Below are 24,829 nucleotides of genomic sequence, written 5' to 3'. Positions count from 1 at the left end.
ATCAACGGACGCCTCGAGCACCTACGAGGCTCCGCCCTCGGACTGCGCAACCTGACCAACTACATCGCCCGATCTCTCCTCGAAGCAGGCGGCTTCAGACCCCAACTACACCCTCAACTGTGAAGAGCCACTCATCACGGCACAGCTCTGCGGGGGCTGTCTACAGGACCAAGGGCACGAGTTGGAGCGGAGAGGGCTCGCGACCGCGAGTGTGCAGGTGCGTCCATGAGTGAGCAGCCCCAAGGCGCACACTCACGGACGTACCTGCACACTCGCAGGTTGACGAGGCTAGGACAGGCCTCGCGAGCGGCGGATCGCGGCGAGGACCGACGGCGGCAGTGCGCGCTCAGCCTCAGGCGGCAGCTCGGTGAGGAAGGGGGAGCGCTCGCGGACCTGGCACAACGGGCACAGCCCGGAGTCCTCGTCCTGGCCGCCCGGCGCCGGGGCGAGGCTGGCGGTCGCGGGCCGGGTGACGTCGTGGGCCGCCAGGCTCCCGACCTCCTGGCTGTAGCGCGCCCCGCAGCGCCGGCAGGTACGAGGCCGGTCAGCGGCAAGTACCGTGACCTCGGCCTGCCAGGCCTGGGCCAGGCTCACCGTCACCCCGGCGTGCAGAGCGTCAACCGGGCAGGCTCCCACGCAGGCCTGGCATCCGCGGCAGGCGGCCAGGTCCTGGACAAGCCCGCGCAGGCCCGAGTCGGCGTCGGCCATCTCCAGCGCGCCATGCGGGCACGCCCAGGTGCAGGCGGCGCACAGGGTGCAGTCGGATGCGGTCAGTACCCGCCCGGCGGCGGGTAGCTCGGCCAGGGCGGCACTGGGGTCGTCAATGCGGTCCTGGGCGTACAGGAGCCGCAGTGACTGGATGAGGCGTGCCTGCTCGTCAAGGGCGAGGTCGAGGACCCCGTCGAGACGTGCGCCCACCAGCGCTCGGCGCGGCAGCGGGGCGGCCTCGGCGCGCAGGACCGGACCATGGCGCAGGCTCCGGCCCGCCGCGGGCTCCGTCTCAAGCAGCTCGCCGAGGACCTGGCGCCACACGGGCAATGACGACGGCGTCGGCCCGTGAGTGGGGCACCACCGCAGTCGAAGGCTGCGCACGCCGTCGGCCAGCAGCTGCGGAACCAGGCCCAGCGCCTGCTCGTCCAGGCAGCCCGGCCACCGCACCACGGCGGTGCCGTGCGGGCCGGGCGCGGGGGAGGCGTCGTGGCAGGCCAGCACCACGACCTCGACCGACTCGGTGGCGCGCCCCCAGCGCATTAGGGCGGCCGCGTCCACGCAGCTGGGCTCGGCCTGGGCTGGGGAGGAGGTCGGCGAGGTCATCGGCCCTCGGCGCCTCGAGCCTGCACCGCCTCGGCCAGGCTGGAGGCTTCAGCCGCGATACCGTCGAGCAGGCTGGCGACCCCGTGGAAGAGGTGGGTGGCGGCCTGGGCGCGCAGGACCTGGCTGACCGCAGGGGCCAGAGGCGTCAGGAGATGGCGCACGGTGGCCACGAAGGCCGTGGCCTGAGCCGACGGCGCGGGCTGCGCGACCGCGCGCACGGCCAGTGAGCCGGTGCGCGAGAGGACTACGGCCAGGTGATCGTGCGGCAGCAGCGCCAGGTGCGAGGGTGAGGGCAGCGCAGCCTCAGCCTCGGCCGGGGCCGGCGGCGCCTGGGGAACAAGGGCGCTCAAAACCGGCCGGGTCACGGAGGCCGGTCCGATGAGCTCGCGCCAGTCCGCTTCCTGCGCCTGTGGGCTCTCGTGGGCCGCCGCCCCGAGCTCCTCGGCGCCGGCCAGCGAGGCGGCGTCGCGCAGGGGCCAGCGCTGGGTCATCGCGCCCTCGTGGAGGTTCTCGCGCAGCACAGGCGAGGGCGGGTTGGCCGCAAGCATGGAGACGACGGCGCAGGCGGTGGCTAGCCGGGTGGCGCGAGCCGGGAGGTCGTCGGGTGCCGGGGCGCTGAAGGGGTCGAAGCTGTCAGGGGCAGTCATGCGGTCTCCTCAGGGACTGATGGTGCAGGGGCACCAGGAGCAGGGGTGCTGGGGATACTGGGGTGGTGAGCGATGATCGCGTAGCCACCCTCGTCGGCCTGCGCTGGGGCGCCGGCGCCGATGGCCTGGGCAAAAGTGAGGACGGTGGCCAGGGTCAGCTCCTCCAGGCCCCGCATCCACCGCGTGCGTGAGGCGCCGCGCGCGCGTTCGAGGATGGCGGGAGCCCAGGTGAGCAGATGTTCCTGGGTGAACTCCTGAGCCACCGCGAGGTAGGAGTCGGCCACGTCCTCCTCGCCGCGCTCCAGGGCGTCCAGGGCAGCGGTGCAGCAGTGGGCGAGGAAGTCCAGCTCCAGGCCCAGGTGATCGTCAGGCTCGCGGCCCAGCGCCGGCGCGCGCAGGCCCGCGCGCCGGTACATCGAGCGGACGTCCAGAGTGGCTGCGTCAAAAATCAGTCCGTCGGTGTTGCGATGCACGGACTCATAGGGAGGAATGAGGGCGCGTGCGGTGATGCCGTAGAGGCGGTCCTGATCGTCCCGGACATGCTCAGCGCTCTCGCCGTCGCGGCGAGAGGTCTTCAGGAGCTGCCAGCCGTTCTCGCGAGCCTGCTGGGCGTCGGGGGTCTCCTGCGGCAGCCCTGACAACGGCCACTGCCCAGCGAGGCCGGCCACCTGGTCCATCGTCTCCTCGTCTGGTGGCGTGAGCTGAAGGCGGGCCAGGACGGTGAGTGCGGCGGCGCAGCGGTCAAGCAGGTCGGGGTTCATGCGGTCTCCGAGTGGCGTGGGGCAGGGGTGGTCAGGTGATGGGTGTCGGTGTCGTCATGTCACGGTGCCCACGAGTGTGCCCTATCGGGCGGCGCACTCGTGGGCACAGCGTGTGGTGGTTCGGCGTCGTCGTCAGCAGGCTGAGGGACGAGCCGGTACCGGGTGGAGCGGCTCAGCCGCCGAGCCCGGACTGCAGGGTGTTGAGACCCACGTGGTAGAGGCCCTCGTAGTGGATGACGCGGCCGGCCAGCTCAGTGACGATGGCCAGGACGTAGGCGACCACGATCGTCCACACCAGCGCCGTCGAGGGGTGCTCGGGCGCCTTGGCGCGGCGGTAGGCCACGAAGCGCACGAGGACCACGACGGCGGCCAGGATCACCAGACGCACCGCCAGCAGCGGGCTGTGGGTCAGGCAGTCCAGGACGTGAGCAGAGGCGGCGTCCTCGGAGCCAGACAGGTGCAGCAGGTAGAAGGGGTAGGTCACCAGCAGCACCGCGCCGGCCACGGAGGCGAGCACCGAGACCTGCTGAATCGCGCGGGCGATGAGGCCGGAGGCGGTCTCGTCCAGCATGTCCTCACTGGTCACCTGCAGGGTGGAGAGCGTGCGGGCCCACAGGCTCGCGGCACCGTCGGCCTCGCGCTTGCGCTGCTGGGTCCAGGCCAGGAGCAGGGCGACCGCCACGGCCAGGGGGCCGGTGAAGAAGGCCGAGCCCAGGAACAGGGCCCAGGTGGCCGGGGTGTGCCAGGCCGGGATAGTCGGGACCGAGTAGTAGACGCAGATCATGGACACCAGCAGGGCCGCGCCGGCCAGCGCCGTGAGGACGGCCAGCGCCTGGCGCAGGGCCCGGCTGCCCTTGCCTAGCCACTCGGTGGCTGTGTAGACGAAGCCGAGGCCGCCGTAGAGCACGCCGAAGAGGATCTCGCGGCTCAGCCATGAGCTGTCCACGTGACGCAGGGTGTTGACGGCGTGGAAGGGGTCGCCCAGGTGGAAGAAGGCGGCGAAGAAGCCCAGGACCAGCAGGGGGCCGACGGCGAACAGCGCCGCCCGGGTCACACGGTCGGTCGCGGCTGTGGGCTGCTTGCGGATGAGCCCGTCGGCCTGGACGAGGCCCAGGGTGAGGAAAGCGCCCACGGACATCTGTGCCAGGACCGTGAACAGGATCATGGGGAGCTCGGCGGTGTTCATCAGATCTCCCTCGGGTTCGCGATGGATCCGGTGCCCTCGTCCCACGACTGGGCGTCGCGGTGAGGGTGGATGACCAGGTGGGGGCGGGTGATAGACGGGTCAGGCAGCGGGGCGATGCCGGCCTGGTCGCCGTGCTTGGCGCGCAGCTCCTCGATCGGGCCCCAGTCCAGGGCGCGTGAGGGGCAGGCGGATACGCAGGCAGGGTCCTGGCCCGTGGAGCGGTAGTCGTAGCACAGGTCGCACTTGGACATGTGGCCGCTGCGCGGGTCCAGCTGCGGGGCGCCGTAGGGGCAGGCCCACTGGCAGTAGCGGCAGCCCACGCACTTGGACTGGTCCACGTAGACCGTGCCGTCCTCGCGCTTGGACATGGCGGTGGTCGGGCACACCTCCATGCACACCGGGTTCTCGCAGTGGTTACAAGACACCGAGGTGTAGTAGGTGAAGACGTTGGGGGTGTAGGTGTCCTCGGTGGTCTGCCAGGTACCACCCGTGTACTCCACCACGCGGCGCCAGGTCACGCCCACGGGCAGGTCGTGCTTGTCCTTGCAGGCGATCTGGCAGGCCTTGCAGCCATTGCACACCGCCTGGTTGAAGTAGAAGCCGTAGTCAGCTCCGGCCTCGGTGAAGCTGTCAGACATTGTTCGTCATGCTCCTGGTCAGAAGGGGTCGGTCAGGCGGTGGGTGCCTTAGCAGCCTGCACGAGGGCCGTCTGCTGGGGATTTCCCTTGGAATAGGGGGTTACGTGAGCGGAATAGAGCATGTTGGCAGCGCCACCGTGGTCGATTCCCTCCTCGTCGAGCTTGAGCCAGGCGCCCTGGGGTACATCGATGACGCCCGGCAGGATCCGCGGCGTGACGTAGGCCTGGCAGCGGATGTGGCCGCGGTCATTGAAGACGTCCATCTGGTCGCCGTTAGTGATGCCTCGCTCTGCGGCGTCGATGGGGTTGATCCAGATCTTCTGCGGGTGGGCCTCGACGTTGCGCGGTAGGTTGCCGTAGGTCGAGTGAGTGCGGCCCTTGAAGTGGTGGGAGATCATCTGCAGCGGGTACTTCTTGCGTGTCTCGGTATCCTCGGCGCCCTCCCAGTAGGGGCGGTAGACCGGGATTGCGTCGATGACGTCACCCTCGCGTGGGTCCTCGATGGTCCACTCCTGCTTGGCCTGCCACATCTTGGTCGAGAAGATCTCGATCTTGCCACTGGGGGTGTCCAGCGGGTTGGCTACCGGGTCGGAACGGAAGTCCTTGAGGGCCACCGTCAGCCCCTCGGGGTTGTGGTAGCGGTGTACGCCTTGGGCGGTGAACTCCTCATAGGTGGCGGGGAAACCGAGGTCGGCGTTGTCAGCGGCGTCGGCCTCGTAGATCTGGCGGGCCCAGTCCTCCATAGTCTCGTTGCCCTCGGTGAACTGCTCACGTACGCCGAGCTTGTCTGCTACCCGCTTGCATACCTCGTAGGCGTCCATGGCCTGGTACAGAGGCTCGATGGCCTGGTTGGTGCTGATGAGGTAGGCCATGTCCCCGGTGTACTCGCTGGGGACCAGGTCGAAGCGCTCGGCGGTGGTGGTGTCGGGCAGTACCAGGTCGGACAGCTCGCACGAGCGGGTCATCTGGTTGTCCATCGAGACGATGAACTCGCACTTGGTCTCATCCGTGAGGAGCTCGCGCAGGTAGTTGATGTCCCCATGCTGAGAGGCGAGCATGTTGCCGCCGTAGCTGAGCATGAACTTGATCGAGGAGTCGAGCTTCTCTGCGCCCTGGACGCCGAAGTTCTTCGCCGTCATCGACGGGCCGTCCTCGATGGCGCGAGGCCAGGTGTAGTAGGAGATCTTGGCTTCAACGGGGTTGTCGAGGGTGGGCAGCCAGCTGGTGACCGGCCAGTAGTAGCCTTCCTGGCCGCCGGTTCCTCCACCGGGCAGGCCGACCTGGCCAATCATGGCGCCGATGGTGTAGATCGCACGGCACTGGTTCTCGCCGTTAGCGTGCTTCTGCGGACCCCAGCCCTGGGTGAGGTTGACCTTGCGGCCGCTGGTCAGCTCACGTGCCAGATTGATGATGACGTCCACCGGAACGCCGGTAATCTTGGAGGCCCACTGTGGGGTCTTCTCTACGCCGTCCTCGCCCTCGCCCATGACATAGGCACGGTAGGAGCTGCCGGCCGGCACGCCCTCAGGCATGTGCTGCTCGTCAAAGCCCAGGCAGTAGGTGTCCAGGAACTCTTGGTTCTGGCGGTTCTCCGAGATCATCACGTGCGCCAGGCCTGCGGCCAGGGCGACGTCGGTTCCCGGGCGGATCGCGATGTACTGATCGGCGAACAGTGCGGTGTCTGAGTAGCGCGGGTCGATGACGATGACCTTGATACCGGCCTCACGCATCTTGGTGATCGTGAAGTACACCCCGCCGCCGGACATGCGCCGCTCCACGGGGTTGTTGCCCCACAGCACGCAGATCTCACCGTTGGTGATGGTCTCCTCGATAGAGTTGGAGAACTGCTCCTCGGTGCCGAACATGGCATAACTTGCCTGCATCAGCGTGCCGTAGGAGTAGTTGCCGTAATAGCCCAGGAACCCGCCAAGGCAGTTGAACAGGCGCGGCCAGCCACCGGAGTAGGCGATGGCAGCGTTCCACACGCCCGATCCGTAGTTCTTGTAGACGGCCTGGTTGCCGTAGGTGTCGATGGTGTACTTCAGCTTCTCAGCCAGCAGGTCGATCGCCTCGTCCCAGGAGATCTCCTCCCACTGGCCCTCACCGCGCTTGGTCCCCTCCTTGCGTTTGAGCGGAGCCTTAATACGGTCAGGGGAGTAGATGCGCTCGCGCATGTTGCGGCCGCGGTTGCAGGCGCGGATGTTGCGGTTTAGCAGCGAGTCATCGCCGGTGTTGTCCGGCAGAACGCGTACCACCGTGCCGTCCTTGACCTGCAGGCGCAGTGGGCAGCGTGAACCGCAGTTGACTACGCAAGCGGACTGGATGGTGGTATCGACGCCCTCCATGCCTTCGACCTCGGCCGCGCTGGCTGGGGTGCCGGTGCTCGGCATGCCCAGGTCCGTGGCGGCCACCAGTCCGGCCGTGCCGGCGGCGACGGAGGACCAGGTGAGGAAGGATCGTCGCGAGGGGCGCGGACCGCGCTGAGCGGCCGACGAAGGAGCCTCGACCGCAGTGGCGGACGAGTCGGGCGAAGCCGTCATGGATGCCTCCGGGGAGATCGGTCGTGATGAGAAACTGCATCCACGATAGGACTAACGGACGTGTGTCGTTTAGTTCGCGGGTCGACCCTTCGTTTTGCCTGCAATGACATCATCTTTGGGTACCCTTACTTCTCGCCAGCCGGTCAGGTGTTCGCGAACGTCACCCTTGCGTATACCCTGCCGACAACCTGAATCAGCTCCAGGACAGGACGTTGACCGTGAGTGCCTCCCAGGACGATCCGCGCTACCAGCGCACCCGCCGCGCACTGGTTGACGCAGTCCTCAGCCTGGCGCGGCGCAAACCGATCGCGCAGATCACCGTCTCTGAGCTCGTCAACCGGGCCCACGTCTCCCGCTCGGCCTTCTACGCCCACGCCGCCAGCCCTGCCGACCTCTTGGCCGAGCACCTCATCGCCACCCTGGACCCCTATCTCGATCGCCTCGGCTCCCTCCTGGCAGATCATCCCGAGAGCTACCTGGAGCGCTGGCGCGTGGTCTACATCGAGATGCTCACGGCGATCCACCGCGATGGGAAGGTCTACGCCCAGGTCTTCGACGCTCCTGGCTCCGTGGTCCTGGCTCGGCTGCGCTCGCGCCTGGGGGAGGCAGCGGAGAGCTTCGTGGCCGACTTCGTCCGCCATCTGGCGCAGCCTCCCTCCCCGCTGTGGGTGCGCATGGCTGTCTCCCAGCACGTGGGCAACACCGTGGCCATCATCGACTCCTGGCTCGCCACCGGCATGAACGAGAGCCCGGAGGAGGTCACGGACACCTTTATCTCACTGGCTCCGCCGTGGCTGCTGGTGCGCCTGGATGACGACGGCACGGCGACAATCGGCCGCAGCCGCCTCCTGGCGCGCCTGGCTGGCGACCGCTAGACGCTACCCCTTCCTGCCCTTCGCTACCCGATCGCGTTGCTCGCTACCTCTTAGCGCGCGCAACGGGGGTGCGACGGACGCCATGGGGTAGCGGTGGTCATCGAGGGGTAGCGAGAGTACTCAGGGGGTAGCGGCGCTACCCTGGGCAGCATGGCTAAGGAACACGCTGACGAGACCGAGAAGATGGAGCAGATGCGACGGTGGGTTTGCGCCGTCAGCACTGAGCTCCAGATCGACCCCGGGCTGCTGGCCGCTCACGAGAAGGAGCTGCTCGCCCTCATCTCCACCGTTGCCCACGGCCCCTCGCGTCCCGGCGCGCCGATGACTGCCTTCCTGGTGGGCTACGCAGTCGCATCCTCCGGCCGCGATGCCGACGACGTCATCACCCAGGTCCGCGAGCTCGCCTCCTCCTGGAGCTGAGCGCCGCAGTCTGCTGTCCTGTCTGTCCCCCGGTGAGCGGACCGTCCGCCCCCCCCGGGGGACAGCGCGTCCCCAGGCAGCGTCCAGCCCGGGCCTCTACCCTGGAGGCATGCCGCTGACCTTCCTGCTCGCTGCTGATGCTGCTGCCACCACCGAGCCCAGTGACAGTGCGACCAGCACCGTCGAGGAGACCGTTGGCGCGGTAGCTGACGCAACCGTCGACGTCTTGAGCATCTTGGCGCGCATCGGTTCAGGTGTGCTCGTCGGCATCGTCGTCGCCTTCGTCGGCGTCGTCGTGCTGCGGCTGCTCGGCCGGCGTCGCTCCCTGTACACCGAGGTCGCCCGCTTCAGCCGCACGCCCCTGTACGCCGTGTGCGCCCTGTTCGGTGCCTACATCGCGGCCCAGGTCGTCGCCTCGGACATGACCACCTCCTGGAGGTCGGTGGTCCTCCAGGCGCTGCTCATCTCCGTCATCCTGTCCGCCACCTGGTTCATCGCCCAGCTGCTCAAGGCCGTGGAGTCCACGGTGGTCGGCTCGGTCCAGGCCGCTGGCGATCAGGGGCGCGCCAACCGCGTGACCACTCAGGCCCAGGTTCTGCGCCGGGTGGCGGTCGCCGTCGTCATCGTGTGCGGCGTGGTGGGAGCGGTGATGACCTTCCCCTCGGCCCGCTTTGCCATGGGCTCGCTCGTGGCCTCGGCCGGCCTGGTCTCCGTCATCGCAGGTCTGGCAGCCCAGTCCACCCTCGGTAACGTCTTTGCCGGCATCCAGCTGGCCACCACGGACGCCATCCGCGTTGACGACGTCGTGGACGTCAACGACCTCCACGGCCAGATCGAGGAGATCACCCTGACCTACGTGGTGGTCAAGGTCTGGGACGAGCGCCGCCTCATCCTGCCCTCGACCTACTTCACTGAGAACCCCTTCACCAACTGGTCGCGCCGTAGCCACCAGATGCTCGGGGTCGTCAGCTTCCAGGTCGACTGGCGCGTGCCGATCGCCCAGATGCGTGCCGAGCTCGCGCGCGTGGTGGCTGCCTCGCGCGTGTGGGACGGGCGCACCTGCGCCCTGGTCATCACCGAGACCTCGACGACCACCGTCACCGCCCGCGTCACGCTCTCGGCTGCTAACCCGGACGACCTGTGGACCCTGCGGTGCCACGTGCGTGAGGAGCTCATCGGCTGGATGCAGCGCGAGGCCCCCTACGCCTTGCCACGCACCCGCGTGGAGGTCGAGCAGGTGGAGGTCGCCCACGATCCGGCCCCGGAGAAGGTCGCGCGGCTGGCTGAGGAGCTCGTCGCCCTGCAGAACCCGGGCGACGACGGCGCCCTGGCGGCTACCACCACGATGCAGGCGGTCGAGACTGACCCCATCGAGGCGGCCCGCGTGCGTGCCGTTTCCCGCGGACGCTCCCTGCTGCGCCGCACCCGCCGGGCCAAGGTCCGCCGTCGGCGCATCCTGGCGCGCGACGGGGCCGTGCCGGAGGACCTGGCCTCCGAGGGCCTGCCGTCCCGGCGCCAGGACGCCACTGCCGTCATCTCCACCAAGGACCAGGAGGCTTACCTGGCAGCCCATCCGGCTGGAGGCGCGGGTGGCAGCGACCATCCGACGACGGTCCAGGAGGCTGTCTCGACCGGCAAGGTCAAGGTCACTGCCTCCGCGGCCGAGGCAGAGCATGCCACCGCGGTCCAGCCGGCCGTGGCTGACGAGGCGGAGGAGACCAAGAAGACACCGCGGCGCTGAACGCTAGCCCGCCAGGGGGCGGTCGTTTCCGCAGCGTGAAAGCGGTTCGCGTTCGGCACCCGTTCGCGCGCACGATAGTGCCGTGAGCGATCCACAGTCCCTCAAGCCCTCCGCGCAGGAGACCAGCCAGCCTGGCTCCGCGCCCGTCCTCGACCCGACCGCCGCTGCCCGTACCGAGGCCCAGTGGCGCGCCGCTCTGAGCCCCATGGAGTACCACGTGCTGCGTGAGGCCGGGACCGAGCGTCCCTTCACCGGTGCCCTGCTGGAGGAGGACCGCGAGGGCGTCTACCGGTGCCGCGGCTGCGGGGCTGAGCTCTTCCGCTCCACCACCAAGTTCGAGTCCGGATGCGGCTGGCCCTCCTTCTACGACCCGCGTGACTCCTCCGCCGTCGTCCTGTCCACGGACACCTCCCACGGGATGGTGCGCACCGAGGTGCGTTGTGCTTCCTGTGGTAGCCACCTGGGACACGTCTTTGACGACGCCCCGCACACCCCTACCGGCCAGCGCTACTGCATGAACTCGGTCAGCCTCACCTTTGAGTCTGCCTCTCAGGACGACGGCGCCGCGCGTTCCTGAGGCCCAACCCCATGATTCGCCTCCTCACCCTCAACCTCCAGCACGGCCTGCCCGGACCAGGTGCGCTGCACGATCCGGCCACGGCCGCGCTGGCGGAGGCCACGATCACCGAAGCTGCGGTGGCTCGGCGGGTCCTGGCTGCGCTTGCTGACCAGCTCAGTGAGATCGGTCCTGACGTCATCGCGCTCCAGGAGGTGGACCTCGGCCAGGCACGCTCGGGTCGGCTCAACCAGACCGCCGAGCTCGCCCGCGCACTGGGATGGTCCGGCTACCGCTTTGCTGCCACCTATGCCGGAGCAGTGACTGGTCTGCGCCGTCGTCCCCTGCGCTCGGCCCTGTCCTCGCCTGCCGACGACGTCCTCGGGCCTGCGCGTGTGGCGGCGGGACTGCCCGTGGCCGGTTTCGGTAACGCCCTGCTCACGCGTCTGCCCGTGGAGTCCTGGTCCGTGCAGCGGCTCGGGCGCGGACCAGCACTGGTGACCCGACGCGGTGAGCCGTGGTGGGACCCACGCTCCTACAAGGTCTTCACTGCCACGGCGCGGGGTCAGCTGGCTGCCACGGTTCGGGTGCCGGGATGGCGTGAGCCTCTGACCGTCTCGACCGCCCACCTGGCCACACGCGGGGACGTCGCCGCGCGTCAGCTGGCCGCTGCCTGGGCGGCACTAGCGACGCGTCCGGGCGCGCACGTGCTGGCCGGCGACCTCAACCTGCGCAGCTCCCGGCTGCGAGAGCTGGGCCTGGCGCGCGAGGTCGGAGAAGGCCCGACCTATCCCTCCGGTCGGCTGAGCCACCGCATCGACCACCTCCTGACCGATCCCTGGCCGGTGGGGGCTGACGGGAGCCCGCTGACGGCGTCGCACCTTGGCGGGGCCGGAGGGGCACAGTCAGGGGCCGGTGAGGCCGGGGCTGTGGGGGTAAGGCCGGTGCTGCGCGCGGTGGCCTGGAGCGTGCGAGAGCTGGTCGTCTCCGATCACGCAGCAACCTGGGTAGACCTGGAAGCGGCGGGGACACGTGCTTGAGGTCGTGACGGGACTGGCCGTCTTCGCCGTCGTCATCGCCGTGGGCTGGCTACTCGTACGAACCGGGGGCGTGCCGGCTGGAAGCGACACGGTGCTCACCCGCGTGTGCTTCTACGCCGCCACCCCGGCGCTGCTGGTGACCACCATTGCCGGTGCGGACCTGGCCACCGTCGTCTCGCGTGACACCCTGGCCGGGCTGCTGGCCGAGGTCATCGGCGTCCTGAGCGCCTGGGCGGTGCACCGCCTCGTCCTGCGTCGCTCGGTCGCCGAGTCCACGATCGGGGCGCTCGCGGCCGGCTACGTCAACGCGGCCAACCTCGGGATCCCGGTGCTCATCGTCCTGCTAGGAGACGCCACCGCCATCGCCCCGATCCTGCTGCTGCAGCTGCTCATTCTCGCTCCCGTCTCCTTCGCGATCCTGGACTGGAGCACCCAGGCCGGGCAGGACGGCGTCTCGCGAGCCTCGTTGTGGGCGGCGCCGCTGCGCAATCCCCTGCTGATCGGTGTGCTCACCGGGCTCGTCATCAACCTGGTGGGCTGGGACATGAGGCCGTGGCTCGGCGGACTGGTAGTGAGCAGCCTCCACTCCCTGGGCGCGTTGGCGGTGACCGTCATGATGCTCTCACTGGGCATGAGCCTGGCGGCTTCCTCGCCCAAGGTCACCCGGCGACTGACAGTCCAGCAGGTCACCCGGCTCACGCCGTCGGCGCAGGGACCGTCGGGCGAGGCCGGGGCGCGGCGTGTGGCGCCACCCGCCACCGACGAGTTCGATGACGTCAGTGAGCGGGGCGCTGCGCTGTGGGTCTCGGTGGGCTGGAAGCTCGTGCTCGTGCCGCTGCTGGCTGCAGCCCTGGGATGGGCGCTTGGGCTGCGCGGCGAGGCCCTGCTGACTCCGGTGACCACCGCCTCGCTGCCCTGCGCCCAGAACGTCTTCATGTACGCCACCCGCTACGGGGCAGCCAAGCCACTGGCACGCGACTGCTGCCTCATCACCACGGCGGGCTTTGTGCCGGTGGTGCTGCTGGCCGCCGCCATCCTGCGCTGAGTGACCGGTTGTGAGCTTTGAGCGCTCAGTGGGGGCTCCGACCCGGGGCAGGCCGTGAGCGAGAATAGGGACGTGGAGAGACTGATCTCGCGCCTGGGTGCGCACCTGCGCCGGCTGCCGGCACCGCTGCTCGTCATCGGCTCGGGTGTGTCCAGCTACATGGGTGCAGGCTTCGCCGTCGCCCTGTTCGCTCTGATGCCTCCGACGACGGTGGCGTGGTGGCGAGTGACGATCGGCGCCCTGGTCCTCCTGGCGTGGCGCCGGCCGTGGCGCAGGGCGTGGACACCCCGCACACTGGTTGTTGCCGCGCTTTTCGGGGTCGCGATGGCCACGATGAACGTCATCTTCTACGCCACGATCGACCATCTGGCGCTGGGGACGGCCGTCTCCCTGGAGTTCCTCGGCCCGGTTGCCGTGGCTCTGGCCACCGGGCGCGGATGGCGACCCCGCGTGGCAGCCGTGCTGGCGCTGAGCGGGGTGGCGGCGATCAGCGGTCTGGGGCTGGACCTGAGCGACCCGCGCCAGCGGGTCGGCGTCGTGCTCGCGATCGGTGCCGGCCTGGCCTGGGCCGCCTACATCCTGCTGGGGCGGCGCGTGGCCTCGGCAGGATCAGGCCTGGACTCCCTGGCTGTGGCCTCGGTGGCCGGTTCTCTGGTCTACCTGCCCCTGGCTGCCTCGACGGCGGGGGCGGCGTTCAGCTCGGCGGGGACCTTCCTCAAGGTGCTCGGCGTGGCGGTCCTGTCCACCGTGGTGCCCTATGTCCTGGACCAGGTCAACCTGGGCCGGCTCAGCTCGGCGGCCTTCTCGCTGCTGTCGGCTTTGATGCCGGCGACCTCGCTCGCCGTCGGGATCGTCATGCTGCGGCAGATGCCGAACGTGTGGGAGGTGGCGGGGCTGGTGCTGGTCTCGGTGGCTGTGGCCCTGGCCGGATCCGGCAGCGGAACAGGACGGGTGCGCCGTCACCTGCCCCGGCGCCGGCGCCCTGAGAGCGACTGACCCTCTGGCCGGGCCCCCGGCCTTGGCCCCTCGCGAGGGTGCAGGTGGGGCAGGCCTGGGTGGTCGGGGCTCGCGACGGGTGAGGCATGAGGGCTGGCGTCGATTTTGTGATCGTGGCTGGCGCTGGCACACTCAGGTACCTGGTCCGGCTCCCGCCGGCCTGGCTGGTGCCCTGGCTCCGGCGTCCCCTGAGCTCTCTCGGGCGGTCCATACGGGCCGGTGCGTCGTCGAGCCTCGAACGCCGGCACCCACGCACCGTCGCGCAGACCGCTGGCTGGCTCGCGCCGGAGCGGTCAGCGCACGGATCTGACTGACAGGACCCTTGTGGCTACCACGACCTCTGCGCCGCGCGCGCCTTTTACCTCCTCCCGGCTTGCTGGCGAGGACGGCCCGACCTTCGCCTCGCTCGGGATCGACCCCGAGCTTGTCTCGGACCTCGACTCCCGTGGCTTCACCACTCCTTTCCCCATCCAGGCTGCGACGCTTCCTGACACGCTGAAGGGGCGTGACGTGCTCGGGCGCGGACGCACCGGCAGTGGCAAGACGCTGGCATTCTCCCTGCCCCTGGTTCAGCGTCTGGCGGATGAGGACACGCCGCGTCCGGGGTACCCGCTGGGCCTGGTCCTGGCGCCGACGCGTGAGCTTGCTCTGCAGATTGCTGACACCATCCGCCCCCTGGCCGGTGCGCTTGATCTCAAGGTCACCACCGTCTTCGGTGGGGTGTCCCAGAAGCCGCAGGAGAAGGCGCTGGCGGCTGGTGTCGACATCGTCGTAGCGTGCCCTGGGCGCCTGCTGGACCTTATGGGGCAGGGCGTCGTCCGCCTCGACGACGTCGCGATCACGGTCCTGGACGAGGCTGACCACATGGCGGACCTCGGCTTCCTGCCCAACGTCCGTCGGATCATGCGCGCCACCCCGCCCCGTGGTCAGCGCATGCTCTTCTCCGCCACCCTGGACAACGGCGTGGACAAGCTCGTGACCGAGTTCCTGCACAACCCGCTTCGCCACAGCGTGGACCCCGCCAGCTCCCCGGTGCGGGACATGGACCACCGGGTGTGGATGGTGGCGGACAAGACCGCCAAGGACGGCCTCGTCATCCGTCTGGCCTCGGGAACGGGGCAGCGGATCCTGTTCACACGTACCAAGCACCTGACTCGTCGGCTTGCCCGCAAGCTGGTCGCAGCCGGGATCCCCGCCGTTGAGCTGCAGGGCAATATGAGCCAGAACGCGCGCGAGCGGGCGATGGGCGCCTTCTCCGCGGGGCAGGCGCACGTCATGGTCGCCACTGACATCGCGGCGCGTGGTATCGACGTCTCCGGCGTCGAGCTCGTGGTGCACGTGGACCCGCCGGCTGAGCACAAGGCCTACCTGCACCGCTCGGGACGCACCGCCCGTGCTGGGGCCTCGGGCACTGTGGTGACGCTGGTCCTGCCTGAGCAGAAGCACGACGTCCAGGTGCTGCTGAAGAAGGCCAAGATCAAGGCAGATATCGAACGGGTGCGTCCGGATGACGACGTCGTTGCCGCGCTGGTGGGCGAGGTGGCTCCGAAGGTGGCGGTCGAGGACATGCCAGAGGGTGTGGCGATCAAGGGGGGAGCCCCTGCGGCCCGTCGCGGTGGAGCACGTCAGGCAGGCGGGGCCGGGAAGGCTGGCGGTGCCGGCAGGTCTCGCGGCGGCCGCCAGTCGGCCTCACGAGGCTCGGGGCAGCGGGCCTCCGCTGGCTCGGGAAGGCGGCAGGCGCCGGTGGGCACGACCTCACGGCGCGGTTCTCGCGGGCGCCGTCGGTCAGCCTGAGACGGCGTAACGCATTAGAGGCATCTCTTCAAATTGGGTCATCAACAAGGGCCTGCTATAATTTGGGGAGCAGTTGCGCTCGCACTGCCGTGGAGCTCCGCGGACCTCGCGTCGAGCCCTCGTTTGTCTTGAGTTAAGGAGATCGCATGTTTGAACTGATTGGCATGCTCGTCTTTGGAGGCGTCATCGGCGCCCTGGCCCGCCTGGTGATGAAGGGGGAGCAGGACCTGTCCATCGTGTGGACCATCATCCTGGGCGCGATCGGTGCGTTCCTCGGCGGTTCGATCGCCGGCCTGCTCGGTGTTGCTCAGACGCCCGGCATCGACTGGATCCGCTGGATCGTCTCGGTGGTCTGCGCCGTCGGCGTGATCAGCGTCTTTGAGACCGTCACCGGCCGCAAGAAGTAACGCCTTCATCGCTACCCCTTCGCCTCGGTGGCTACCCCAGAATGCAGGTTCTTGGGGTAGCCACCGAGGCGAAGGGGTAGCGGCAGTTGTCAAGGGGTAGCGGTCAGGGGCGCAGTGCGGCGGCCCGACGAGCCAGCTCCTCGATATGGTCCCAGTCACCCGCCTCAACGGCGTCGCGAGGCGTGAGCCACGAGCCGCCGACGCAGGCGACGTTGCCGAGGGACAGGTAGTCGCGCGCGTTGGAGGGGCTGACCCCACCGGTCGGGCAGAACCGCACGTCGGGGAAGGGACCGCCGAGCGCACGCAGCATCGCTGGGCCGCCGACGACGCTGGCCGGGAAGAGCTTGGCCCGGGTCAGGCCTCGTTCCAGGACGCTCATGAGCTCGGCCGGGCCGCTCACGCCGGGCAGCACCGCGAGTCCTGAGGTCACCATGGCGTCCAGCAGCGCCGGGGTCGTGCCAGGGCTGACGAGGAAGGTCGCTCCCACCTCGGCGCAAGCCTCGACGTCGGCCGGGCTGAGCACCGTTCCGGCGCCCACCCGAGCCTGGGGTACCTCGGCCGCGACGGTGCGGATCGCCTCCAGGCCCGCCGGTGTGCGCAGCGTGATCTCCAGGGAGGTGATGCCGCCGCGCACGAGAGCCTGTGCAAGCGGGACGGCCCGGTCGGCGTCGTTGACGACGATCACCGGGATCACCGGCGCGGCGCTCATGACGGCGTCGACGGTGCTGGTCGCCGCATCTGACGCTGAGGGCTGGACGGGCTGGGGGGACTGCTTGGACTGAGCGGACATGGTTACTCCTGACGGTGAGAGGGGGATGAGGGTGCGTGACGGTGTGGGCAGGAGCGGTTACAAGGCGGTCTGCAGGGCCGCGGTGCCCACGCCGGCGCCCTGCTCGGCCGGTGCGAGGGCGGCGCGCAGGGCCCCCATGAGTTCGCGTCCGACGCCGTAGGCCACTCGCTCGGCTCGCCAGCTCAGCTGGGGCGTGCGGGAGGAGAGCTCTGCCTCAGGCAGATCCACCTCTAGCGTGCCGTGTACGGAGTCCACCCGGATGAGGTCCCCGTCGCGGACCAGGGCCAGCGCGCCGCCGTCGGCCGCCTCGGGACTGACGTGCATGGCGATGGGCACGCGCCCGGAGGCGCCGGACATCCGCCCGTCGGTCACGAGCGCGACGCGGTGGCCGCGACGCTGCAGGATCCCGAGCAAGGGCGTGAGCTTGTGCAGCTCGGGCATGCCGTTGGCGCGTGGTCCCTGCTCGCGAACCACTACGACGACGTCGCGCTCCAGCTCCCCGCGGGTGAAGGCGGCGTGGACCTGCTCCTGGTCATCGAAGACGCGGGCCGGGGCCTGGATGACGTGGTGGTCCTCGTCGAGCGAGGAGACCTTCATGACGGCGCGGCCGAGGTTGCCGCCAAGGATCTTCAGCCCGCCCTCGGCGGTGAAGGGGTTGGTCACCGGACGCAGGACCTCGTGGTCCAGGCTTTGGGTGGGGGCCTCCACCCAGGCCAGGGCGTCACCGTCGAGCCGAGGCTCGTAGCGGTAGCGGTCAAGGCCCGCGCCGGCCACGGTGAGCACGTCGGGGTGGAGCAGCCCGGCGTCGAGCAGCTGGCTGATCACGAAGCCCAGACCGCCGGCCGCCTGGAAGTGGTTGATGTCCGCGCCGCCGTTGGGGTAGACGCGGGCCAGCAGCGGCACGGCGGTGGACAGGGCGTCGAAGTCGTCCCAGGTCACGCGGATGCCGGCGGCGGCCGCTACGGCAACCAGGTGCATCGTGAGGTTGGTGGAGCCGCCCGTGGCCAGGAGGGTGACGATCCCGTTGACGATCGCCCGCTCGTCCACCAGGCGTCCGACGGGAGCGAAGTCGGGGGAGGAAGGATCGGCGATCTCCACCGCGCGCCGACCGGCACACTCGGTCAAGGCCTGGCGCAGGCAAGTTCCCGGGGTGATGAAGGTGGATCCGGGCAGGTGGAGACCCATGGCCTCCAAGACCATCTGGTTGGAGTTTGCCGTGCCGTAGAAGGTGCAGGTTCCCGGCGAGTGGTAGGCCTTCGACTCAGCCTCAAGCAGCTCGCGGCGGCTGACCTCGCCGGCGGCGAAGTGCTCGCGGATCCGAGTCTTCTCGGCGTTGCCGAGCCCAGAGGGCATCGGGCCGGAGGGGACGAACAGGGTGGGCAGCTCGCCGAAGGACAGGGTGCCGATCAGCATACCGGGGGCGATCTTGTCGCATACGCCCAGCAGGAGGACGGCGTCGAAGAGCTCGTGGGACAGGGCTACCGCGGTGGACATGGCGATGATCTCGCGGGACAGGAGCGAGAGCTCCATCCCGCGGCGCCCCTGGGTCACGCCGTCGCACATGGCCGGTACGCCTCCGGCCACCTGTGCCACGCCGCCGGCCTGAGCTACTGCCTGGCGCAGGATGGCGGGATAGGTCTCGAAAGGCTGGTGGGCGGACAGGACGTCGTTGTAGGCCGTGACGATGGCGACGTCGGCCGCGGGCGAGTCCGCCATGAGCAGCTTGTGCTCGGGGGAGCACGCTGCCATGCCGTGGGCGAGGTTGGGGCAGCCCAGTCCTGATCGACGACGTCCCTGGCTGGCGCGCTCCAGCTCGCCGTCGAGTCGTTCCAGGTACGCGGCCCGCGTCGTGGTGGAGCGGGCTCGGATCGCCTCGGTCACCGTGGCCACGGTGGCATTGAGAGGTGCCGTGGTGCGGTGGGTCAGAGGTGGGTGGGTGGTCGAGATAGTGAAGGACGGCACGAGATTCCTTGAATCAAATGACGATAGAACTAATGAGGTAGTACTTAAGGGGGTAGGGGTTGGCTTTGCTGCGGGCTTGCTGCCGCTATGCTGGTCCCTGTCGCTGCCATGGCGGCGCGCCCCCTTAGCTCAGTTGGTCAGAGCTGCGGACTTTTAATCCGAAGGTCGTGGGTTCGAGCCCCACAGGGGGTACCAGTCGCGAGGGCTGGGAAGCTTCTAGAGCACCCCGAGGATCAGGGCGAGCACGGTGATGACCGCCAGCGCCACCACGGACAGGATGGTCTCCATCAGCGACCAGGTCTTGAAGGTCTGGCCCACGCTCATCCCGAAGTACTCCTTGACCAGCCAGAATCCGGCGTCGTTGACGTGGGAGAGGAAGACTGACCCGGCTCCGATCGCCAGTACGAGCAGGGTGGACTCGGTGGCCGGCATCGACGCCGCCAGCGGGGTCATGATGCCCGCCGCGGTGATGGTGGCCACCGTCGCTGAGCCGGTCGCCAGGCGCACGGCCACGGCCACGAGCCAGCCGGCGATGATGGCGGGAACTGCCGCCTGCTGGATCCATGAGGCGATGACGGTGGCGATCCCGGAGTCCACCAGGGTCTGCTTGAAGCCTCCCCCGGCCCCCACGATGAGCAGGATGCCGGCGATCGGTGCCAGCGAGGCCCCTACGCGCTCAGAGACCTCCTGGGGTGAGCTGCCCAGGCGCGTGCCCAGGGCTGCCATGGTCACTAGCACCGTGAGCAGCAGAGCGACCACGGGCTGGCCCAGGAAGAGCGCGACGGTCGTCAGTGCGCCGTCGTCTCCCGGTAAGGCGGTCTCGACCACGGTGCGCGCCAGCATGAGGATGACCGGCAGCAGGATGACGCCGATCGCGCAGGCGAAGGACGGGCGCCGCGCGCTGGCCTCCTCCTCGCTGGCTCCCAGCGGCTCGGGCGCGGGGATCGGCGCCCAGCGCACCATGAGCCGGGCGGCCAGCGGTCCGGAGACGATGACGGTCGGCACCGAGACGAGCAGGCCGAAGGCGAGTGTCAGGCCCAGGTTGGCGCCGACGGCGTCGATCGCGATCAGCGGACCGGGGTGCGGTGGCACCAGGCCGTGGAGGGCCGAGAGCCCGGCCAGGGCTGGGATGCCGACGAGGACGAGGGGTTGGCGGGAGTGACGCGCCACGATCATGACCACCGGGATAAGCAGGACGATCCCCACCTCAAAGAACAGCGGGATGCCGATGAGGAAGGCTGCCAGCGCCATGGCCCAGGGCAGTCGTGCCGGCGCGGTGTGAGCCAGGATCGTGTCGACGATCTGGTCCGCGCCGCCGGAGTCGATGAGCAGCCGCCCGATGATCGCTCCGAAGGCGATCAGCAGACCGACTCCACCAATGGTCGAGCCCAGTCCGTCAATGAAGGGCGTGAAGGTCTGAGCCAGTGGGATCCCGGCTACGACGGCGAGCACGGCTGAGCCGAGCGTGAGAGCCAGGAAGGGATGAAGCTTCTTCCAGGCGATGAGGATGATGATCGTCGCGATGCCCGCCAGTGCGGCGGCGACCAGGCGCACGGGGGTGTCAGAGTGCGTGATCGCCTCAGTGGCGGTGGCGAGTGCTGTCAGAGCGGTGGGGTACGTCATTGTGGTTCTCCTCCGGACGGGTGGGAGAGGTGGGGGCGTTGGAAGGTGGGTTCAGGTGCAGGGTGGGGCCTCAGCGAGGCTGGGAGGCGTGCTCCAGCGCGGCCAGGATGGCGTCCAGGGTCTGCTCGGGCGTGGGCTGGGAGACCACGGTCACGCCGTCCTCGTCTAAGGCCAGCGGCTCCAGCGTGGCCAGCTGAGAGGGCAGGAGGGTCGTGGGCATGAAGTGGCCGTCGCGGTGCTGCATCCGGTCCGCCAGCTCCTCACGCGGGGCCACGAGGTGGATGAAGAACACCCGCCCCTCGGCGGTGCTGAGCAGGTCGCGGTAGGAGCGCTTGAGGGCGGAGCAGGTGACGATCGTCTTGGTGCCCGAGGCGGCCTGCGAGCTCATCCAGTCACGCAGGGACTCCAGCCACGGCCAGCGGTCCTCATCCGTCAAGGGCGTGCCGGCGGTCATCTTGTCGATATTGGCCTGGGGGTGGAAGTCGTCTGCTTCGGCAATGGGCCATCCCAGCGCCTGGTGCAGGTTCTCAGCCGCCGTGGTCTTGCCGCAGCCGGCAACTCCCATGAGGACGAGGTGCTCGACGGACTGGGGGGTGGTGCTCATCTCGGGCCTCCTGACGTCGTTGTCTTGGTATGTGCTACGAGAGTAGCAGTTACATAGTACGTAATGGGTGGGTATGAAGTCCCTGACGTGATTGAGGCCTTCGTCTCGTTAAGATCAGGTGTCTTGGGTCGGGACCGCGCCCTCGTGCCTCAGCGCCTGGCCTGCCGGTCTCACCCGCCAGATACGCTGACCAACCCCTCCCTTCGGAGTACCTATGCCTACGCCAGCCTTACGCACCGACGTCCTGGACGCCCTCGGACGCGAGATCGTCTCCGGCCGGCTGCGTCCGGGGCAGGCGCTGACGCTGGAGGAGGTCCAGAAGCAGTACGGCGTCTCGCGCACCCTGGCTCGTGACTGCGTGCGCACCCTGGAATCGCTCCACCTGGTCCGCTCGCGTCGCAGGGTCGGCATCGTCGTGCTGGAGCGCGAGGACTGGTCCGCGCTGGCCCCCGAGGTCATTCGCTGGCAGATCCAAGAGGACCCGCAGGGTCCCAAGATCGGTGGGCTGACCGAGCTGCGCGCCGCCGTCGAGCCAGTGGCTGCCGCTGCCGCAGCGCGCCGGGCCACCGAGGCTCAGCGCACCCGTCTGCTAGAGCTGGCCGCCTCGATCCGCAGCGTGGGGGAGGAGGGGAGCGTCGCCTCCTACCTGGAGGACGACGTCGCCTTCCACTGCCTCATCCTCCAGGCGAGCCAGAATGACGTCTTCGCGGCGCTGTCCGGCGTCATCGCCGAGGTCCTGGCCGCGCGGGCCCGCATGGGCGGGGCCAGCGACATCCCCAAGTCCGAGGCTCTCGACCTGCATGACCGCGTGGCTCGGTGCATCGCCGCCGGTGACGCCGCAGGGGCCGAGGAGGCGATGCGCGCCCTGGTCTCCGAGGTGCGCCGGGTGCTGCTGGAGCGAGGCCTGCGCGGTTACCTGGAGGCCTGAGCCGGCAGGCCGCTGCCGGCGGGCCGGCTCAGAAGCCGCGGGTGCGCTCAATGAGATCGGCTCGTGAACGGCGGGCGGCGGCCTCGGCGAGCTCACGCGGCGCCACCCACACCAGGCCCTGCTCGTGGGCCGACGCCGCAGCCTCCCTGGTCCTCGTCCCGCCCCTTGCCCCGTGGCCGGGCTCCAGGTCCGCCAGCGCGCGGTCGAGGGCTGCGAGCAGCTGTGGCAGAGCCGTGAGGTTCTCGCGGCCTCCCGCAGCACGCAGGACACGCGCGATCATCGTCATGCGGCCGTGTGCCCAGCCTGCCGAGGCTGTATGCCGTACGCGCAGCAGCGCTGGGCCTCGGCGCGGGGCGAGTGAGCCGGAAGCGGGGCCGCCGGGCATCTGCACCGCTCCGGTGGCCACCACGTGCAGATGCGCCCCTGTGGGCCACTGGCTCGCCAGCTCGGTGAGGAAGCCCTCCCAGCGGGCATTGACCTCCTTGGCGAGCTCCTCGGCGTGATGAGGCGTGGCCGGTTGCCGCGCGGGCTCGGCCAGGTAGTGCGCACGCAGCAGGTCCACGGCGCCCATGGCGGCCACGAGGCCACCTGGGCAGGAGCCGCGCATGTGGGGGCCTCGCCGTGAGCGCAGGAAGACCGCGTTCGTCGCCGGGTCCAGCGCCACGGCGACGGCGGCGAGCTCGCGCGCCACGAGCACCCCCACCACCTCCACCAGGTGGTGGCGCGGTGGCGGAGACGATCCCTGGCCAATGCGCAGGTCGGCCCGCACCCGGGTCAAGGTGGAGGCGGACACCCCGAGGCGGATGGCGAGGGCCCGCGAGGACAGGGGCTGGCGTGAGTGCTCGTTGCGGGTCAGGGCGTCTGCGACGCGGGCCAGCTCCAGCCCAGGGATCGATCCGGGCCGCCCGCTGCCGGAGCGGCGCAGCGCCAGGCTGGCCAGACCATCGGCAGCCATCTGGCGGCGCCAGGCCAGGGTCGTCGTCGGCGAGGCACCTGTCTGGCGAGCCAGGGTCGCGTTGCTCACACCCTGGGTGGCGAGCAGCAGCGCGCGTGCGCGCCGGGCGTCACCGGCACGGGTAGCTTCCTCGTTCGCCACGTGCTGGAGCACCTCGGCCTGGAGGGTGGAAATGCCTGCGATTGCGGGGGTCTTGGTGTGGCGCGGTGTCATCGAGGCCCCAGGGGTGCCGAGCCAGGAGAGGCGGCCAGTCTGGTGCTAGGTGACCAGTTTTTTGCCATGCATCCGACCCTACGCTTCTTTTTTCGTGCTCACAGTTCACGCACCTGCTGCCACCTCGGTCCGCGACCGGCTCGCCCCGGGCGAGCGCGCCTCCTACGACGCCCTCGCCCAGGCCCTGCGTACAGGTATGGCCGGGACCCAGCGCCTGGGAGTGGCCTACTCCGGGGGCGTGGACTCGGCCCTGCTGGCCGCCGTGGCCGCCGAGGTCCTTGGCCGCGAGAACGTGGTCGCCCTGCTCGGCGTGTCTGCCTCACTGGCCGCCTCCGAGCACGCCATCGCCCGTAAGGTCGCCACGCTGATCGGCGTCGAGCTCGTCGAGTTCGATCCGGGCGAGCAGGACCTTCCCGGATACCGCGCCAACGGCCTGGACCGCTGCTACTACTGCAAGTCGGCCCTGTTCACCGCCATTGACGAGCGCATCGTCGCCGAGCACCACCTGGACGCCGTCGCCTACGGAGAGAACGCTGACGACTCGCGCCGCCCGGACCGCCCCGGTGCCCGGGCGGCGACCGAGCACCGCGTGCTGCGCCCGCTGGCTGACGCCCACCTCGCCAAGCCGCAGGTCCGTGCCCTGGCCCGCGCCCTCGGCCTGCCGGTGGCGGACAAGCCGGCGTCCCCGTGCCTGGCCTCGCGCATCCCGCACGGCGAGGAGGTCACGCCCACTAAGCTGCGCCAGATCGAGGACGCCGAGTCCGTGGTCCGCGCCCAGGGCTTTAGCGACTGCCGCGTGCGCCACCACGGCACGGTGGCCCGCATCGAGGTCCCGGTCGCCCAGATCGGTTGCCTGGCTGATGAGGAGGTGCGCCACGCCCTCATCGCCGGGGTGCGCGAGGCGGGCTTCCTCCACGTCGCGCTGGACCTGGCCGGGCTGCAGTCCGGTCTGTTCAGCCTCTCGCTCCTGCGGCAGGTGCCCCGTGACTGAGACGCAGCCAGGAATGCCGACGCCGACCCCGCGCCCGGGTGGACAGAGCGCGCCTGGGACCACGGCGAGCAGTCGGACGCAGGCGAGCGACGGCGTCGTCCAGCTCGACCTGGACCGCGCCCAGCGCCGCGGCTATCCCGAGGCCATCTACTGCGAGGGCAAGTCACCTGCCGACCTGCGCACTATCGCCGCCCTCGTGCGTGAGCACCCGCAGATGCCGCACCTGTTTACGCGCGCTGACTGCGAGCGCGCCGAGGCGGTGCTGACCGAGCTGCCTGACGCCGCCTATGACCCTGTGGCGCGTCTGGTGGCCTGGCCGCCCCAGGTGCCTGAGCCAGCCGGGGAGAAGGTCGTCGTCGCCTGCGCCGGGACCTCCGACCTGCCGGTGGCCCGTGAGGCGCTGCTGACCGCCCGCTACCTGGGGCGCCAGGCCGAGCTCGTGGCCGACGTCGGCATCGCGGGTCTGCACCGCACCCTGGCCAGGCTGGAGACCTTCCGCTCGGCCGGCGCCATCGTCGTGGCGGCCGGGATGGACGGGGCCCTGCCAGGCCTGATCGCAGGGCTGGTGTCCTGCCCGGTCATCGCCCTGCCGACCTCGGTGGGCTACGGCGCCGCCTTCGAGGGACTTGCCCCGCTGCTGACCATGCTCAACTCCTGCGCCCCCGGCGTGGGCGTGGTCAACATCGACAACGGCTACGGGGCTGCCCACCTGGCAGCGCAGATCACCGCCCCGCGACCAGCCAGCTAGCCCGGCCCACCGCGCGCGGCGCCGCCTGGCTGCGCCGTCGTCCTCGCCCCAGACC

General features: G+C 69.8%; 23 protein-coding genes and 1 tRNA gene. 13 read left to right on the top strand and 11 right to left on the bottom strand.

Features of this window, described 5'->3' with window-relative positions; translation table 11 throughout:
* Positions 1 to 288: 288 nt before the first annotated feature.
* The 6 genes from CYJ26_RS06565 to CYJ26_RS06540 form a co-directional block, all read right to left on the bottom strand.
* The gene (locus CYJ26_RS06565; RefSeq protein ID WP_006548154.1) at positions 289 to 1,314 is read right to left on the bottom strand and encodes a 4Fe-4S binding protein; all 1,026 of its coding nucleotides are present in this window, start codon (positions 1,312 to 1,314) and stop codon (positions 289 to 291) included.
* Entirely contained in the window at positions 1,311 to 1,961 is a 651-nt protein-coding gene (locus CYJ26_RS06560; protein ID WP_006548155.1) for a hypothetical protein, read from the bottom strand. Before CYJ26_RS06560 ends, CYJ26_RS06565 begins: the two co-directional genes overlap by 4 nt.
* A complete protein-coding gene (locus CYJ26_RS06555; RefSeq protein ID WP_006548156.1) occupies positions 1,958 to 2,722 on the bottom strand; it encodes a TorD/DmsD family molecular chaperone in 765 nt (254 codons plus the stop codon). Before CYJ26_RS06555 ends, CYJ26_RS06560 begins: the two co-directional genes overlap by 4 nt.
* Positions 2,723 to 2,894: 172 nt before the next feature.
* Positions 2,895 to 3,908 carry a dimethyl sulfoxide reductase anchor subunit family protein gene (locus CYJ26_RS06550; RefSeq protein ID WP_006548157.1) on the bottom strand — a complete coding sequence of 338 codons (1,014 nt, stop codon included), beginning with the start codon at positions 3,906 to 3,908 and terminating at the stop codon, positions 2,895 to 2,897.
* Positions 3,908 to 4,546, bottom strand: a complete 639-nt coding sequence (locus CYJ26_RS06545) for a DMSO/selenate family reductase complex B subunit (protein WP_006548158.1) — start codon at positions 4,544 to 4,546, stop codon at positions 3,908 to 3,910. The genes CYJ26_RS06550 and CYJ26_RS06545 overlap by 1 nt, the downstream gene beginning before the upstream one ends.
* Positions 4,547 to 4,578: 32 nt before the next feature.
* A complete protein-coding gene (locus tag CYJ26_RS06540; protein WP_006548159.1) occupies positions 4,579 to 7,086 on the bottom strand; it encodes a DMSO/selenate family reductase complex A subunit in 2,508 nt (835 codons plus the stop codon).
* A gap of 218 nt (positions 7,087 to 7,304) precedes the next feature.
* Between CYJ26_RS06540 and CYJ26_RS06535 the strand changes: the two genes are divergently transcribed.
* From CYJ26_RS06535 to CYJ26_RS06495, 9 genes are all read left to right on the top strand, one after another.
* The gene (locus CYJ26_RS06535; RefSeq protein WP_024036613.1) at positions 7,305 to 7,961 is read left to right on the top strand and encodes a TetR/AcrR family transcriptional regulator; all 657 of its coding nucleotides are present in this window, start codon (positions 7,305 to 7,307) and stop codon (positions 7,959 to 7,961) included.
* A 150-nt stretch (positions 7,962 to 8,111) separates the two neighbouring features.
* Positions 8,112 to 8,381: a DUF6457 domain-containing protein gene (locus CYJ26_RS06530; RefSeq protein WP_006548161.1), complete on the top strand. Its 270-nt coding sequence runs from the start codon at positions 8,112 to 8,114 to the stop codon at positions 8,379 to 8,381.
* 109 nt (positions 8,382 to 8,490) lie between these two features.
* Positions 8,491 to 10,122: a mechanosensitive ion channel family protein gene (locus CYJ26_RS06525; protein WP_034236425.1), complete on the top strand. Its 1,632-nt coding sequence runs from the start codon at positions 8,491 to 8,493 to the stop codon at positions 10,120 to 10,122.
* An 82-nt stretch (positions 10,123 to 10,204) separates the two neighbouring features.
* Complete coding sequence (msrB, locus tag CYJ26_RS06520) at positions 10,205 to 10,699, top strand: peptide-methionine (R)-S-oxide reductase MsrB (protein ID WP_034236426.1); 495 nt, start codon at positions 10,205 to 10,207, stop codon at positions 10,697 to 10,699.
* Positions 10,700 to 10,710: 11 nt separating this feature from the next.
* Positions 10,711 to 11,718 carry an endonuclease/exonuclease/phosphatase family protein gene (locus CYJ26_RS06515; protein ID WP_034236427.1) on the top strand — a complete coding sequence of 336 codons (1,008 nt, stop codon included), beginning with the start codon at positions 10,711 to 10,713 and terminating at the stop codon, positions 11,716 to 11,718.
* Positions 11,711 to 12,763 (top strand): AEC family transporter, encoded by a 1,053-nt coding sequence (locus CYJ26_RS06510; RefSeq protein WP_034236428.1) that lies wholly within the window; start codon positions 11,711 to 11,713, stop codon positions 12,761 to 12,763. The genes CYJ26_RS06515 and CYJ26_RS06510 overlap by 8 nt, the downstream gene beginning before the upstream one ends.
* Positions 12,764 to 12,835: 72 nt before the next feature.
* A complete protein-coding gene (locus tag CYJ26_RS06505; RefSeq protein ID WP_231550229.1) occupies positions 12,836 to 13,759 on the top strand; it encodes an EamA family transporter in 924 nt (307 codons plus the stop codon).
* 324 nt (positions 13,760 to 14,083) lie between these two features.
* Positions 14,084 to 15,553, top strand: coding sequence for a DEAD/DEAH box helicase (locus CYJ26_RS06500; RefSeq protein ID WP_034236429.1), 1,470 nt, complete (start codon positions 14,084 to 14,086; stop codon positions 15,551 to 15,553).
* 146 nt (positions 15,554 to 15,699) lie between these two features.
* Positions 15,700 to 15,960, top strand: a complete 261-nt coding sequence (locus CYJ26_RS06495; RefSeq protein WP_006548169.1) for a GlsB/YeaQ/YmgE family stress response membrane protein — start codon at positions 15,700 to 15,702, stop codon at positions 15,958 to 15,960.
* A 103-nt stretch (positions 15,961 to 16,063) separates the two neighbouring features.
* Here the strand turns inward: CYJ26_RS06495 and CYJ26_RS06490 are convergent, their stop codons facing one another.
* Both CYJ26_RS06490 and edd read right to left on the bottom strand, forming a co-directional pair.
* On the bottom strand, positions 16,064 to 16,750 hold the full coding sequence (locus CYJ26_RS06490; protein ID WP_101638155.1) for a bifunctional 4-hydroxy-2-oxoglutarate aldolase/2-dehydro-3-deoxy-phosphogluconate aldolase: 687 nt from the start codon (positions 16,748 to 16,750) through the stop codon (positions 16,064 to 16,066).
* 57 nt (positions 16,751 to 16,807) lie between these two features.
* Positions 16,808 to 18,712 carry a phosphogluconate dehydratase gene (edd, locus tag CYJ26_RS06485; protein WP_219619539.1) on the bottom strand — a complete coding sequence of 635 codons (1,905 nt, stop codon included), beginning with the start codon at positions 18,710 to 18,712 and terminating at the stop codon, positions 16,808 to 16,810.
* Between the two features lie 118 nt (positions 18,713 to 18,830).
* On the opposite strand from edd, the gene CYJ26_RS06480 reads away from it, so the two are divergent.
* Positions 18,831 to 18,907, top strand: a tRNA-Lys gene (locus tag CYJ26_RS06480).
* A 21-nt stretch (positions 18,908 to 18,928) separates the two neighbouring features.
* Here the strand turns inward: CYJ26_RS06480 and CYJ26_RS06475 are convergent.
* Entirely contained in the window at positions 18,929 to 20,335 is a 1,407-nt protein-coding gene (locus CYJ26_RS06475; protein ID WP_034236430.1) for a GntP family permease, read from the bottom strand.
* A 70-nt stretch (positions 20,336 to 20,405) separates the two neighbouring features.
* Positions 20,406 to 20,939, bottom strand: a complete 534-nt coding sequence (locus tag CYJ26_RS06470; protein WP_034236431.1) for a gluconokinase — start codon at positions 20,937 to 20,939, stop codon at positions 20,406 to 20,408.
* A gap of 214 nt (positions 20,940 to 21,153) precedes the next feature.
* Between CYJ26_RS06470 and CYJ26_RS06465 the strand changes: the two genes are divergently transcribed.
* Positions 21,154 to 21,867: a FadR/GntR family transcriptional regulator gene (locus tag CYJ26_RS06465; protein ID WP_006548226.1), complete on the top strand. Its 714-nt coding sequence runs from the start codon at positions 21,154 to 21,156 to the stop codon at positions 21,865 to 21,867.
* Positions 21,868 to 21,895: 28 nt separating this feature from the next.
* Here CYJ26_RS06465 and CYJ26_RS06460 read toward each other — a convergent pair whose 3' ends face one another.
* Positions 21,896 to 23,035 (bottom strand): helix-turn-helix domain-containing protein, encoded by a 1,140-nt coding sequence (locus CYJ26_RS06460; protein ID WP_101638154.1) that lies wholly within the window; start codon positions 23,033 to 23,035, stop codon positions 21,896 to 21,898.
* A 94-nt stretch (positions 23,036 to 23,129) separates the two neighbouring features.
* On the opposite strand from CYJ26_RS06460, the gene larE reads away from it, so the two are divergent.
* Together larE and larB are read left to right on the top strand one after the other, a co-directional pair.
* Positions 23,130 to 24,026, top strand: coding sequence for an ATP-dependent sacrificial sulfur transferase LarE (gene larE, locus CYJ26_RS06455; RefSeq protein ID WP_050765636.1), 897 nt, complete (start codon positions 23,130 to 23,132; stop codon positions 24,024 to 24,026).
* Complete coding sequence (gene larB / locus CYJ26_RS06450; protein WP_231550230.1) at positions 24,019 to 24,774, top strand: nickel pincer cofactor biosynthesis protein LarB; 756 nt, start codon at positions 24,019 to 24,021, stop codon at positions 24,772 to 24,774. Before larE ends, larB begins: the two co-directional genes overlap by 8 nt.
* The last annotated feature ends 55 nt before the right edge of the window (positions 24,775 to 24,829 follow it).

The sequence above is a fragment of the Actinomyces urogenitalis genome (genome assembly GCF_002861525.1).
GTDB lineage: Bacteria > Actinomycetota > Actinomycetes > Actinomycetales > Actinomycetaceae > Actinomyces > Actinomyces urogenitalis.
This window is presented reverse-complemented; position numbering and strand designations above follow the sequence as displayed.

Excerpts from the sequence above, each read along its gene's own strand:
- CYJ26_RS06565 (WP_006548154.1), bottom strand. The coding sequence starts at position 1,314 with ATGACCTCGCCGACCTCCTCCCCAGCCCAGGCCGAGCCCAGCTGCGTG.
- CYJ26_RS06560 (WP_006548155.1), bottom strand. The coding sequence starts at position 1,961 with ATGACTGCCCCTGACAGCTTCGACCCCTTCAGCGCCCCGGCACCCGAC.
- CYJ26_RS06555 (WP_006548156.1), bottom strand. The coding sequence starts at position 2,722 with ATGAACCCCGACCTGCTTGACCGCTGCGCCGCCGCACTCACCGTCCTG.
- CYJ26_RS06550 (WP_006548157.1), bottom strand. The coding sequence starts at position 3,908 with ATGAACACCGCCGAGCTCCCCATGATCCTGTTCACGGTCCTGGCACAG.
- CYJ26_RS06545 (WP_006548158.1), bottom strand. The coding sequence starts at position 4,546 with ATGTCTGACAGCTTCACCGAGGCCGGAGCTGACTACGGCTTCTACTTC.
- CYJ26_RS06540 (WP_006548159.1), bottom strand. The coding sequence starts at position 7,086 with ATGACGGCTTCGCCCGACTCGTCCGCCACTGCGGTCGAGGCTCCTTCG.
- CYJ26_RS06530 (WP_006548161.1), top strand. The coding sequence starts at position 8,112 with ATGGCTAAGGAACACGCTGACGAGACCGAGAAGATGGAGCAGATGCGA.
- CYJ26_RS06525 (WP_034236425.1), top strand. The coding sequence starts at position 8,491 with ATGCCGCTGACCTTCCTGCTCGCTGCTGATGCTGCTGCCACCACCGAG.
- CYJ26_RS06515 (WP_034236427.1), top strand. The coding sequence starts at position 10,711 with ATGATTCGCCTCCTCACCCTCAACCTCCAGCACGGCCTGCCCGGACCA.
- CYJ26_RS06495 (WP_006548169.1), top strand. The coding sequence starts at position 15,700 with ATGTTTGAACTGATTGGCATGCTCGTCTTTGGAGGCGTCATCGGCGCC.
- CYJ26_RS06490 (WP_101638155.1), bottom strand. The coding sequence starts at position 16,750 with ATGTCCGCTCAGTCCAAGCAGTCCCCCCAGCCCGTCCAGCCCTCAGCG.
- CYJ26_RS06475 (WP_034236430.1), bottom strand. The coding sequence starts at position 20,335 with ATGACGTACCCCACCGCTCTGACAGCACTCGCCACCGCCACTGAGGCG.
- CYJ26_RS06470 (WP_034236431.1), bottom strand. The coding sequence starts at position 20,939 with ATGAGCACCACCCCCCAGTCCGTCGAGCACCTCGTCCTCATGGGAGTT.
- CYJ26_RS06465 (WP_006548226.1), top strand. The coding sequence starts at position 21,154 with ATGCCTACGCCAGCCTTACGCACCGACGTCCTGGACGCCCTCGGACGC.
- CYJ26_RS06460 (WP_101638154.1), bottom strand. The coding sequence starts at position 23,035 with ATGACACCGCGCCACACCAAGACCCCCGCAATCGCAGGCATTTCCACC.